Here is a 12,512-nt window from a genome sequence, read left to right as displayed (position 1 = left end):
CTCATTAACAGCCACACCCGTCTGAAGGAGCGAGCGACGATGCCCGAGCTGAGGTCCCGCACAGTCACCCACGGACGCAACATGGCGGGCGCCCGCGCCCTTATGCGCGCCTCCGGTGTACCCGGTGCGGACATCGGCCGGAAGCCGATCATCGCGGTGGCGAACAGCTTCACCGAGTTCGTGCCCGGCCACACGCACCTCCAGCCGGTCGGCCGGATCGTCAGCGAGGCCATCCGGGAGGCCGGCGGCATCCCGCGCGAGTTCAACACGATCGCCGTCGACGACGGCATCGCGATGGGCCACGGCGGCATGCTCTACAGCCTGCCCTCCCGCGACCTGATCGCGGACAGCGTGGAGTACATGGTCGAGGCGCACTGCGCGGACGCCCTGATCTGCATCTCCAACTGCGACAAGATCACCCCGGGCATGCTGAACGCGGCCCTGCGGCTGAACATCCCCACGGTGTTCGTGTCCGGCGGCCCGATGGAGTCCGGCCGCGCCACGCTCGTCGACGGCACGGTCCGCACGCTCGACCTGGTCGACGCGATCTCCGACGCCGTCAACGACAAGATCTCGGACGAGGACATCCTCCGCATCGAGGAGAACGCCTGTCCGACCTGCGGCTCCTGTTCCGGCATGTTCACCGCCAACTCGATGAACTGCCTGACCGAGGCCATCGGCCTCTCGCTCCCCGGCAACGGCTCGGTCCTGGCCACCCACACCGCCCGCAGGGCGCTGTACGAGGACGCCGGCCGCACGGTGATGGACATCACCCGCCGCTACTACGAGCAGGACGACGAGACGGTCCTGCCGCGCAACATCGCCACCATCGCGGCCTTCGAGAACGCGATGGCCCTCGACATCGCGATGGGCGGCTCGACCAACACGATCCTGCACCTCCTCGCCGCCGCCCAGGAGGCGGGCGTCCCGTTCGGCCTGGAGGAGATCAACGAGGTCTCGCGCCGCGTGCCCTGCCTGGCGAAGGTGGCGCCGAACGTCGCGAAGGACCGCACGTACTACATGGAGGACGTGCACCGCGCCGGCGGCATCCCCGCCCTGCTCGGCGAACTGCACCGCGCGGGCCTGCTCAACGAGGACGTGCACTCGGTGCACAGCCCGTCCCTCGGGGACTGGCTGAAGACGTGGGACGTCCGCGCCGGCTCGCCCTCCCCCGAAGCCCTGGAACTGTGGCACGCGGCCCCCGGCTGCGTCCGCTCCGCCGAGGCCTTCTCCCAGTCCGAGCGCTGGGAGGCGCTGGACCAGGACGCCGAGGGCGGCTGCATCCGCTCCGCCGAGCACGCCTACAGCAAGGACGGCGGCCTCGCCGTCCTGCGCGGCAACCTCGCCGTCGACGGCTGCGTGGTCAAGACGGCCGGGGTCGACGAGTCGATCTGGACCTTCGAGGGCCCGGCGGTCGTCTGCGAGTCGCAGGAGGAGGCCGTCGAGAAGATCCTCAACAAGCAGGTGACCGACGGCGACGTCGTCGTCATCCGCTACGAGGGTCCCAAGGGCGGCCCGGGCATGCAGGAGATGCTCTACCCGACGTCCTTCCTCAAGGGCCGCGGCCTCGGCAAGACCTGCGCGCTGGTCACCGACGGCCGCTTCTCCGGCGGCACCTCGGGCCTGTCGATCGGCCACGCCTCGCCCGAGGCGGCGTCCGGCGGCACGATCGCCCTGGTCGAGGACGGCGACCGCATCCGCATCGACATCCCGAACCGCACGATCGAGCTCCTCGTCGACGATGCCGAGCTGGCCCGGCGCGAGGCGGCCCTCGGCGGCGTCTACGCCCCGAAGAACCGCGAGCGCAAGGTGTCCGCCGCGCTGCGCGCCTACGCCGCCATGGCGACGAGCGCCGACAAGGGCGCCGTGCGGGACGTGTCGAAGCTCGGCTGACGTCCGCCCGGTGTTGCCGTGAGGGCCGTCTCCGCACCGCGGAGGCGGCCTTCGGCGCGTCGGCGCAAGGGCGAACCGCCCGGCCGGATCCCGCCGGCCGACGCGGGGGCGGCCCGCCCGCCGGCGGCCCGGGGCCTGGCGACCGGCCCTGCCCCGACCCGGTCGGCGTGATCCGGCAGACGGGCTCACCAGCCCGCCGGATCCCGCCCGTCCACCGCGAAGACGGTTCCGTCGGGAGCGCCGGCGTAGACCCGGCCGCCGACCGCCTCGGGCGCGGGCAGCGTGGCCACCACCCGGTCGGAGTGGGCGCCGAGCCGCAGCGCCGTCTGCCCGACGAGCCTGCCGTCCTGCGCGTCGACGGCGAGGAGACGGCCGTCGGCGGCGCTGAAGTAGACGTACCCGCCGTCGGCGGCCGGCGCCGAACCCCGGCTCACGGACGTCTGCAGGGACCACACCTGCTTCTGGGCGGCCGTGTCGACGGCCGCCAGCGTCCCGTCGAAGGCCAGCAGATACACCCGGTCCCCGCGCACCGCGGCCTGGGCCTCCTGCAGTGCGACGCCGAGCCGCACCCGCCGCGCCGCCCGGCCCGCCGGGTCGTAGCGGACCACGGCGTCGACCGTGCCGTAGCCGTCGCCCTGGGACAGCAGGACCGCGCTGCCGGCCGAGGTTCCCACCAGTATGAGCGCGCCGCTGAGCCGTTCCTTCCACCGCACCTCGCCGGTCGCGGGATCCACGGCCGTGATCCTGGTGTGCTTGTCGTCCGAGACGCTCGACGCGTACGCCAGCGGATCACCGGGGAACGAGGTGAAATAGGGCTCGCTCACCCCCGGGATCCGGCGGCTCCAGGTCTTCTCGCCCGTCGCCGCGGCCACCCCGGTGACCGTTCCGTCGGCCGCGGTCAGCAGCAGCGTGCCGCCGGCGGCACGCAGGCTCCCGTACCCCGACAGGTCCTGCTGCCAGCGCACGGCGCCCGTCACGGGGTCCAGCGCCTCGACGCGCCTGCCCGAGTGCGTGACCACCAGCGCCATCCCGCCCGCGAGCACGGGCGCCTCGCCCGGCCGGTCGCCGTCGGCGAGCACATGCCGCCACAGCACGCGCCCGTCGGCGGCGGCCAACGCGGACACCAGCCCCGACTGCGCGCAGAGCAGCCGCCTGCCGTCGGACGCGCACAGCGGCATGCCGCCCGTCCCGGCGCCGGCGTCCGTCCCGGCGTCCGCCTGGGCCGGCCGGGTGCTCCAGGGGCTGAAGGCGGGCGACGCGGAGTGCGAGCCGGCCGTGCCGGTCCGCGCGTCACGGCCCGCGTCACCGTCGTCGAGCAGCCGCGGGACGCCGAGCGCGCCGCCCGCGAGGACGACGGCCAGCGCGCCGGCGGCGAGCGCGATCCGCCCGCGCCGCCCCCGGACCCCGGACCGGGCCCGCGCCCGCGCCCACGGCCCGGACCGCGCCTCCGGCCCCCGCCCGGTCCCGCCCGCCCGCTCGGACCCCGTCCCCGACGGCTCATCAGGAGCCCCCGGAGCAGCCGGAACTGCCGGAGCAGCCGCAAGTCCCGGAGCAGCCGAAGCCCCCGGACCAGCCGAAGCCGCGGGATCCGCCGGGCCCCCCACGCCTGCCGGGTCCGTCACCTCGTCCCCGAGGGTCCGCTGCGCCGGTATGAACGACTGTGTGTCGTACGAGGCCGCCACCGACCGCAGCTCCCGCATCAACTCGTCCGGAGTGGGCCGCTCCTCGGGCTCCTTGGCGAGGCAGCGCGAGACCAGCGGCGCGAGGTTGTCCGGCACGCCCGTCAGATCCGGCTCGTCGTGCACGACCTGGTAGGCGACGACGTAGGGGCTGTCGGAGTCGAACGGCCCGCGCCCGGTCGCCGCGTGCACCATCACCGAGCCGAGCGCGAAGACGTCGGCGGCCGGCCCGACCTCGCGGGGCCGCCGGAACTGCTCCGGCGCCATGAAGGGCGGCGTGCCGATCAACTTGCCGGTCTCGGTGCGCAGTTCGCTGTCCTTCGGCCGGGAGATGCCGAAGTCGATCACCTTCGGGCCGTCCTCGGCGAGCAGCACGTTGCTCGGCTTGAGGTCCCGGTGGACGACCCCGACGCGGTGGATGTCCCGCAGGGCCTCCGCGAGCCCGGCCATCAACCGCCGCAACTCCCCGGACCTCATGGGACCGTTCCGCTTCGCCTGCTCGGCGAGGGTCGACCCGGGAATGAACAGGGTCGCCATCCAGGGCCGTTCGGCCTCGGGGTCGGCGTCGACGACGGGCGCGGTGAACGCCCCGCTCACGCGCCGAGCCGCGGCCACCTCCTGCCGGAAACGGCCCCTGAACTCGGGATCCCGGGCGAACCGGGCGTGCACGACCTTCACCGCGACCTTCATGCCGGAGGTGCTGTGGGCCAGATGCACCACGCCCATGCCACCGGAGCCCAGGCATTCCCGCAGGCGGTAGTGGCCGGCGTACTCCGGAAGTTCCGCTTCCGCGCCCGCCCCGGTGTTGCGCTGTGGCGACATGGACCACCCCCGTGCTGTTCAACCGCGCGCGCGACGCACGGAGCCTAGTCGATGACGCGTGAACGGCAGAGGCGGCTTGCTAGCCTGCGCGTGCGAATTCTGTACATGTGTTTTATTGCGGGATTCGGGGGAATCAACGTGACCCCATGGCAGTCATGGGGTCCGACGGGGGAGGTTTTTTCATGTCTGTGGACCGTGTGGAAGAGGTCGAAGGCGTCGAGACGGCGGTGGCCGTCACGGCGGCGGACCTCAAGACGTTGGCCCTCACCTACTACCCGGTCGCCCCGGGCGTCCGGCTGAACGTCCGCAGCGGCCCGGGCACCGGCTACTCGGTCGTCAAGGTCCTGGCCGAGGGCGTCAAGGTCCCGATCTTCTGCCAGACGCCGGGCACCACGGTCTCCGGCCCGTACGGCACGACGGACATCTGGGACAACATCGGGGACGGCCAGTACGTCTCGGACGCGTATGTGCGCACGGGCAGCGACGGCTACGTCGCCTCGCGCTGCGCCTGATCCGACGGCGACCGCTGTCCGGAGCCCTCTCGCAGGAGGGTTCCGGGCAGCCCGCCCGGAAGCGCACGCCCGCCCGGAGCCATAATCGTCACGTGAGCGACGAAAACGGCACCCCGGACACCTCGGCGGGCTCCCCGGCCTCTCCGGGCTCCCCGACCGGCCGGGCGGCCGGAACCCCCGCCGCGGGTACCGGCCCGGGGATCGGCCCGGGCGCGGGCCCCCGCCCGGAGCCCCTCCGCTTCTTCGGCACCACCTGGGTGGACCACGACCCCGGCCTGCGCGGCTACGCGGTCCGACGGGTCGCCGCAGCCGCCGGCTCCCTCGTCGCCGCCGCCGTCTCCTGCCTCGTTCTGCGCCTCGCCTACCAGGGCATCGCCATCGCCGACCTCGGCGGCTTCGTGACCCTCCTGGTCGTCGTGATGTTCGCGGTCTGCAGCGCCCTCGCCTTCCGCCACACCTGGGAGGGCTTCGCCAAGCGCCCCGACCCCGACCGCCAGGCCTCCCTGCGCGGTCTGCTGGCCATCGGCTTCGTGGGCTCACTGCTCGCCTATTTCTTCCGCACCCTCACCGAGGCCCCCGGCGAGAGCCTCCACCGCAAGGAACTCGAAGAGGCCCGCCGCCGCCACACCCAGCGCGCCACCCGCCGCACGGGCAACCCCTCGAAGAAGCGCCGCAACAACTGACACCGACTCCACCCGCCCGGTCGGCCGCCCGGTCGGCCGCCCGGCCGCTCCGCCCTGTCCCCGGGGGAGGGCAGCCCCCCCGGCCGAGCCCGGCGCCCCTCACCCTGACGCGTCCATGGGCTCGTAAATACGTTCCCCTGCTCGCCCGCCCCCCGCGAGCATGGCCCCATGACGGTCTCCTCCCACGCAGCCCGAGCCCACTCCTTCAACGCCGCCGCGGCCCAGTACGCCGCCAACCGCCCCTCCTACCCGAGCGCCCTCCTCGACGCGATCGAGGAGCTGGCCGGCCGCCCCCTCGCCGGTGCGCGGGTCGCGGACGTCGGAGCCGGCACCGGCATCTCGACCGCTCTCCTGCACGCTCGCGGTGCGGACGTCCTCGCCGTCGAGCCGGGGGAGGGCATGGCCGCGCAGTTCCGTCGCGTCCTCCCCGAGGTGACGGTCGTCCGAGGCGACGGCAACCACCTCCCGCTGGCCGACGCCTCCCTCGACTTCCTCACCTACGCCCAGTCCTGGCACTGGACCGACCCGGCCCGCGCGGTCCCGGAGGCCCTGCGCGTGCTGCGTCCGGGCGGGGCGCTGGCACTGTGGTGGAACACCGACGCCCCGGACGTGCCCTGGCTCGACGAGCAGGGCCGACGCATCGCCCGCGCCTTCGGGGAGGGCGTCCCCGTGGCCGACCGGAACGTGGGCGCCCGTGCCGTCGACCCCTCGGGCCGCCTGGACCTGGTCCGCCGCGAGATCCGCTGGAGCCGCACCGTCCCGGTCGACACGCACCTGGCCAACATCGGCAGCCACTCGATCTTCCTGGTCCAGGGCGAGGAGGCGACCGCGGCCTTCCTGGCCGAGGAGCGCGAGCACCTGACCCGGGCCTTCCCCGACGGACTCGTCGAAGAGGTCTACGACGTCATCCTGCTGCTCGCGACCAACGCCCGCGCCTGACCCCCACCCGCGCCCGACCCCCACCCGCGCCTGCCCCCCACCCGCACCGACCCCCCACCCGCACCGACCCACCCGTCCAACACCTGACCGTGCGCGGCGGCCCATCCTCGAGGGCCGCCGCGCACGTGTGTTCGCCGCGCCCCGCCACTTGACGCCTCACCGCCCCGCGAGCATTATTCATCACATGATGAATTTCAATCCCGGCTCCCGCCCGCCCGGGACCGACCCCGGCGGCTCCGGCGGTCACGCCGCCCCCTCCGAAGCCGCCGCGGACGCCGTACGTGCGCACGGCCTCACCGTGGTCCGCGGCCCCCGCACCGTCCTGCGCACCCTCGACTTCACCGTCCCCCGCGGCCAGATCACCGGCCTCCTGGGTCCCTCCGGCTGCGGCAAGTCGACCCTCATGCGCGCCGTCGTCGGCACCCAGGCGAAGGTCACCGGCACCCTGGACGTCCTCGGCCGCCCCGCCGGTCACCCCGCCCTGCGCACCCGCATCGGCTACGTCACCCAGGCCCCCTCCGTCTACGACGACCTGACGATCCGCCAGAACCTGGACTACTTCGCGGCGATCCTCGACCCGGGCCGAGCGGCGGCGGACCGGCGCCACGAGAACGTCACCCGCGCGATCGCCGACGTGGACCTGACCCACCACGCCGACGCCCTGGCCGGCAACCTCTCCGGGGGCCAGCGCAACCGCGTCTCCCTGGCCGTCGCCCTCCTGGGCACACCGGAGCTCCTGGTCCTCGACGAACCCACCGTCGGCCTGGACCCCGTCCTGCGCCGCGACCTGTGGAACCTCTTCCACGAGATCGCCACCGGCCGCGGCGCGACCCTCCTGATCTCCTCCCACGTGATGGACGAGGCCGAGCGCTGCCACCGCCTCCTCCTCATGCGCGAGGGCCAGATCCTCGCCGACGCCACCCCTGACGCGCTGCGCACCCGCACCGGCGCCGACACCGTCGAGTCGGCCTTCCTGCACCTGGTGGACGCCGCCACGCAGACGGCCCGAGCGAAGGAGAGCACCCGATGACCACCAGGACGAGCACACGGACGTCCCCCGCCCAGCCCGTCGCCCCGGCCCCGGGCAGCGCCCTGAACATGTCCCGCACCACCGCCACCGCGGCCCGCGTCCTGCGCCAACTGCGCCACGACCCCCGCACGATCGCGCTGCTGATCCTCATCCCCTGCCTGATGCTGTTCCTGCTCCGCTACGTCTTCGACGGCAGTCCCCGCACCTTCGACAGCATCGGCGCGTCCCTCCTCGGGATCTTCCCGCTGATCACGATGTTCCTGGTGACCTCCATCGCCACCCTGCGCGAACGCACCTCGGGCACCCTCGAACGCCTCCTCGCGATGCCGCTGGGCAAAGGGGACCTGATCGCCGGCTACGCGCTCGCCTTCGGAGGCCTCGCGATCGTCCAGTCGGCCCTGGCCACGGCCCTGGCCGTGTGGTTCCTCGATCTCGACGTCACGGGCAGCGCCTGGCTCCTGCTCCTGGTGGCCCTCCTGGACGCGCTGCTCGGCACGGCTCTCGGTCTCTTCGTCTCCGCCTTCGCGGCCTCGGAGTTCCAGGCCGTCCAGTTCATGCCCGCGGTGATCTTCCCCCAGCTGCTGCTGTGCGGCCTGTTCGCCGCCCGCGACACCATGCACCCCGCCCTGGAAGCCGTCTCCGACGTCCTGCCCATGTCCTACGCCGTCGACGGCATGAACGAGGTCCTCCACCACACGGACATGACGGCGACCTTCGTCCGGGACGTCCTGATCGTCGCCGGCTGCGCCCTCCTGGTCCTCTTCCTGGGAGCGGCCACGCTGCGACGCCGAACCCCCTGACCGCGGCCGCCCGACCCGCCCGGAGCCCGTCCGCCCACCGGACACCCGGACCCACCCCCCGCTCCCGGTGCGAGGATGATCCCGGACGACGGAAGACGCACCCCCGGAGGACCCTCCAGCCATGACCCAGAAAGTCGCAGTCCTCGGCACCGGCAAGATCGGCGAAGCCCTCCTCAGCGGCATGATCCGAGGCGGCTGGCGCCCGGCCGACCTCCTCGTCACCGCCCGGCGCCCCGAGCGGGCCGAGGAACTCCGCGCCCGCCACGGAGTCACCCCGGTCACCAACGCCGAGGCCGCCAAGTCCGCCGACACGCTGATCCTGACGGTCAAGCCGCAGGACATGGGCGCCCTCCTCGACGAGCTCGCCCCGCACGTCCCCGCCGACCGCCTGGTCATCAGCGGCGCCGCCGGCATCACCACGGCCTCCATCGAGGAGCGCCTCGCCGCCGGCACCCCGGTCGTCCGCGTCATGACGAACACCCCCGCCCTCGTCGACGAGGCGATGTCCGTCATCTCGGCCGGCACCCACGCCAGCGCCGGTCACCTCGCCCACACCGAGGAGATCTTCGGCGCGGTCGGCAAGACCCTCCGCGTCCCCGAGTCCCAGCAGGACGCCTGCACCGCCCTCTCCGGCTCCGGCCCGGCGTACTTCTTCTACCTGGTCGAGGCGATGACGGACGCGGGCATCCTGCTCGGCCTGCCCCGCGACAAGGCCCACGACCTGATCGTCCAGTCCGCGATCGGCGCCGCGACGATGCTGCGCGACAGCGGCGAGCATCCGGTCAAGCTCCGTGAGAACGTCACGTCCCCCGCGGGCACGACCATCAACGCCATCCGCGAACTCGAGAACCACGGCGTACGGGCCGCCCTCATCGCCGCCCTGGAGGCCGCCCGCGACCGCAGCCGCGAACTGGCCGCCGGCAAGAAGGACTGACTGACCCTCCGGGTGCCCCCGGGGCGACCGCCCCCGGGCACCGGGCGACCGGCCTGCGCCACGGCGACCGGCCTGCGCCACGGCCGTTCACCCGGCCGCCGAGTCCACCAGCTCCTCGGTGGTCACCACCCGCGCGAACCCGCCCCCGTGCAGCGAGACCGCCGAGGCCTGCGCGATCTCGTCCGCACCGCGCCGCCATCCGAACGGCCCCTCCAGATCGAACGTGTAGGTGGCGTCGTACGCGAACAGCACGTCGTACCCGAGGTTCCCGCCCATCCGCGCCGTCGTCTCGGCGCACATGTTCGTCTGGATCCCGGCCACCACGATCTGCGAGATCCCCTGAGCCGTCAGCCAGGCCCCCAGATCCGGCGTCCCGAGGAAGGCCGAGTTCACGGTCTTCGTGACGAACAGCTCGGCCCCGGCGCCCTTCCCCCGACGCCTCTCCACGTACTCCTTGAAGTCGTTCCCCTCGTACCCCACCCGCAGGGGCGACCCCGGCTTCACCGAGTCGTGCCGCACGAACACGACCGGCCGTCCCGACCCCTGCCACACGTCGACGAGGGCGGCGATGTTGTCATCGGCCCCCGGATTGTTCCGCGCCCCCCAGTACTCCAGCTCCTCGAAGCCCTTCTGCACGTCGACGACCACCAGCGCTGCGTTCTCTGCGATGTCCATGCCCACGATCCTGCCGCCGGCCCGACCCGCTCCCCAGAGCCCGCGAAGTCATCGATCGATGGTTTACTGCCACCCATGAAGCCCGCGTACCGGGTCGCCCTCGTCGCCTTCGCGGGCATCCGCGCCTTCGACGTCTCCGTCATCACCGAGGTCTGGGGCACCGACCGCACCGACCGCGGCGTCCCCGCCTTCGACCTGCGCCGGGTCGCCGTCGACGACACGGCCATCCCGATGCGCGGCGGCCTCGCCCTCCTGCCCGACCGCCCCCTCACCTGGCTCGCCCGGGCCGACCTCGTCCTGGTCCCCGGCCTGGACGACCACCTCACCCCCGCGCCCGCCCCCGTCCTGGACGCCCTCCGCCGAGCCCACGCCCGCGGCGCCACCCTCGCCGCCCTCTGCGGCGGAGCCTTCACCCTCGCCCAGGCCGGCCTCCTCGACGGCCGCCGGGCGATCACCCACTGGAACCTCATCGACCTCCTGCGCACCCACCACCCCCAGGTCACCGTCGTCGCCGACGCCCTCTTCATTGAGGACGACAACATCTGGACCGCCGCCGGCACGGCAGCCGGCATCGACCTCTGCCTCCACCTGGTCCGCCGCTCCCACGGCGCGGAGACGGCCGCCGCCATCGCCCGCTCGATGGTCACCGCCCCCTTCCGCACCGGCAGCCAGGCCCAGTTCATCGAACACCCCACCCCGCACACGGACCGGGACGCCGACGCCCTGGCCGCCGTACGCGAACACGCCCTGCGTCACCTGCACGAACCGCTCACCGTCGCCGACCTGGCCGCGCACGCGGGCATGTCCCCGCGCAGCTTCGCCCGCCACTTCACCGCGGCGACCGGAGCCACCCCCCTGCGCTGGCTCCTCGACCAGCGCGTCGCCGCCGCCCAGAAGCTCCTCGAACGCACCGACCTCGCCATGCCCGAGGTCGCCCGGCGCGCAGGCTTCGGCAGCGAGGTCACGATGCGCCAGCACTTCGCATCGCGCCTCGCCACCAGCCCCCGCGCCTACCGCGCCGCGTTCAGCGACGCCACCGCCCCCGGCCCGGTCGGGGCCCCGGCCGCGGCCATGGGCTCCGCCGCGGGCTCCTCCAACGGCGGCAGCAGCCCGATCGCGCGATAGGCCCCGTCCACGACGGGCCGGGCCATGGCCCGCGCCTTCTCGGCCCCCTCCCGCAGCACCCGCTCCACGTAGCCCGGGTCTGCGCACAGCTCCTGGTGCCGGGCCCGCAGCGGCCGCAGGGCCTCCACCACCGCATCGGCCGTGTCCTTCTTCAGTTCCCCGTACGACGCGTACCCGGCGCTCAAGGCCTCCGGCTCCCCGCCCGTGCACGCGGCGAGGATCTCCAGCAGGTTCGCCACCCCCGGCCGCCCGGCCCGGTCGTAGACGACCTCCTGCCCACTGTCGGTGACGGCCCGCATCACCTTCTTGCGGACGACGTCGGGCTCGTCCAGCAGATAGACGATCCCCGGTCCGAAGTCGTCGCTCTTGCCCATCTTCGACGCAGGCTCCTGCAGGTTCATCACCCGCGCCGCCACCGGCGGAAGCGTGGCCTTCGGCACGACGAACGTGTGCCCGTACCGCTGGTTGAACCGCACCGCCAGATCCCGCGCCAGCTCCACGTGCTGCGCCTGGTCGTCGCCGACCGGCACCTCATCGGTCGCGTAGGCCAGGATGTCCGCGGCCATCAGCACGGGATACGTCAGCAAGGAGAGCCGCACGCTGCCCCCGCGCTCGCGCTCCCGCGCGGCCTTCTCCTTGTACTGGATCATCCGCCGCATCTCGCCGTCCGTGGCCACGCACTCCAGCAGGTACGACAACCGCGCGTGTTCGTCCACATGGCTCTGGACGAACACGGTGCACAACCGGGGATCCAGCCCCGCCGCCAGCAGCAGCGTCGCCGCCTGCCGACTCAGCCGACGCACCCGCGCCGGATCGTGCTCCACGGTCAGCGCGTGCAGATCGACCACGCAGAACAACGCGTCCGCGCGGTGCTGGTCGACCTCGGCCCATTGCCGAAGCGCTCCCAGATAGTTCCCCAGCGTCAGGTGCCCGGTCGGCTTGATCCCGCTGAAGACCCGCTTCATCTCTCCACCTCCTGGTCGAGACCGCCGCCCCGGCCGGCCGATCCCCTGAACCTCTGGAGGGAGATACGCGAACGGCCGCCGAAGCGGCGGCCGTTGAGTGCATACGTGAGCACGGCCGCCGTCAGGCGGCCCACCACAGCTGGGTGCACGTACGCGTAGTCATGCCGGCCAGCGTACGCGTCAGGGGTGCCGTCGGGACATGAGTTGACACGCCCTGACCGCGTACGTAGTGTTCTCCGAGTTGTTCGACGTGAGCGCCGACCCCGGTCGGTCCCCGGACAGCCATTCCGCAGGTACCAGCCCCTTCTCGACGTGCAGTCCATTCGTCTGCCGTCGCGTCGATAGGCGTGTGTATTCGCGAAATGAGGAATCCGCGTTCGAAAGGGCGCAGGACCCCGATTGGCTTCGGGGGCCGGGAATCCGCTAAAGTCTCACTCGTCGGAACGGCCCAACAG

General features: G+C 73.1%; 11 protein-coding genes. 8 read left to right on the top strand and 3 right to left on the bottom strand.

The window, feature by feature from the left end; all coding sequences use genetic code 11:
- The first annotated feature begins 39 nt into the window (after positions 1-39).
- Positions 40-1,893, top strand: a complete 1,854-nt coding sequence (ilvD, locus tag Sri02f_RS23155; protein WP_109003236.1) for a dihydroxy-acid dehydratase — start codon at positions 40-42, stop codon at positions 1,891-1,893.
- A gap of 185 nt (positions 1,894-2,078) precedes the next feature.
- Here the strand turns inward: ilvD and Sri02f_RS23150 are convergent, their stop codons facing one another.
- Positions 2,079-4,394, bottom strand: a complete 2,316-nt coding sequence (locus tag Sri02f_RS23150) for a serine/threonine-protein kinase (protein ID WP_109003235.1) — start codon at positions 4,392-4,394, stop codon at positions 2,079-2,081.
- A gap of 182 nt (positions 4,395-4,576) precedes the next feature.
- On the opposite strand from Sri02f_RS23150, the gene Sri02f_RS23145 reads away from it, so the two are divergent.
- The 6 genes from Sri02f_RS23145 (at position 4,577) to proC (ending at position 9,292) form a co-directional block, all read left to right on the top strand.
- A complete protein-coding gene (locus Sri02f_RS23145; RefSeq protein ID WP_109003234.1) occupies positions 4,577-4,906 on the top strand; it encodes an SH3 domain-containing protein in 330 nt (109 codons plus the stop codon).
- Positions 4,907-4,998: 92 nt separating this feature from the next.
- Positions 4,999-5,589, top strand: coding sequence for a hypothetical protein (locus Sri02f_RS23140; protein ID WP_109003233.1), 591 nt, complete (start codon positions 4,999-5,001; stop codon positions 5,587-5,589).
- Positions 5,590-5,757: 168 nt separating this feature from the next.
- On the top strand, positions 5,758-6,528 hold the full coding sequence (locus Sri02f_RS23135; protein WP_109003232.1) for a class I SAM-dependent methyltransferase: 771 nt from the start codon (positions 5,758-5,760) through the stop codon (positions 6,526-6,528).
- A gap of 184 nt (positions 6,529-6,712) precedes the next feature.
- Positions 6,713-7,558: an ABC transporter ATP-binding protein gene (locus Sri02f_RS23130; protein ID WP_109003231.1), complete on the top strand. Its 846-nt coding sequence runs from the start codon at positions 6,713-6,715 to the stop codon at positions 7,556-7,558.
- Positions 7,555-8,358: an ABC transporter permease gene (locus tag Sri02f_RS23125; protein ID WP_109003230.1), complete on the top strand. Its 804-nt coding sequence runs from the start codon at positions 7,555-7,557 to the stop codon at positions 8,356-8,358. The genes Sri02f_RS23130 and Sri02f_RS23125 overlap by 4 nt, the downstream gene beginning before the upstream one ends.
- Positions 8,359-8,479: 121 nt before the next feature.
- Positions 8,480-9,292 (top strand): pyrroline-5-carboxylate reductase, encoded by an 813-nt coding sequence (gene proC / locus Sri02f_RS23120; RefSeq protein ID WP_109003229.1) that lies wholly within the window; start codon positions 8,480-8,482, stop codon positions 9,290-9,292.
- Between the two features lie 87 nt (positions 9,293-9,379).
- On the opposite strand, the gene Sri02f_RS23115 is transcribed toward proC, so the two are convergent.
- Positions 9,380-9,967: a cysteine hydrolase family protein gene (locus tag Sri02f_RS23115; RefSeq protein ID WP_109003228.1), complete on the bottom strand. Its 588-nt coding sequence runs from the start codon at positions 9,965-9,967 to the stop codon at positions 9,380-9,382.
- A gap of 75 nt (positions 9,968-10,042) precedes the next feature.
- Here Sri02f_RS23115 and Sri02f_RS23110 point away from each other — a divergent pair, with 75 nt between their 5' ends.
- The gene (locus Sri02f_RS23110) at positions 10,043-11,092 is read left to right on the top strand and encodes a GlxA family transcriptional regulator (protein WP_159106765.1); all 1,050 of its coding nucleotides are present in this window, start codon (positions 10,043-10,045) and stop codon (positions 11,090-11,092) included.
- Here Sri02f_RS23110 and trpS read toward each other — a convergent pair.
- Positions 10,978-12,057: a tryptophan--tRNA ligase gene (gene trpS / locus Sri02f_RS23105; RefSeq protein WP_109003227.1), complete on the bottom strand. Its 1,080-nt coding sequence runs from the start codon at positions 12,055-12,057 to the stop codon at positions 10,978-10,980. The genes Sri02f_RS23110 and trpS overlap by 115 nt on opposite strands.
- Positions 12,058-12,512 lie beyond the last annotated feature (455 nt).

Source organism: Streptomyces rishiriensis (genome assembly GCF_003112535.1).
Lineage (GTDB): Bacteria > Actinomycetota > Actinomycetes > Streptomycetales > Streptomycetaceae > Streptomyces > Streptomyces rishiriensis.
Note: the sequence above shows the minus strand (reverse complement) of the source record. Positions and strands in the feature narration are given on the sequence as shown.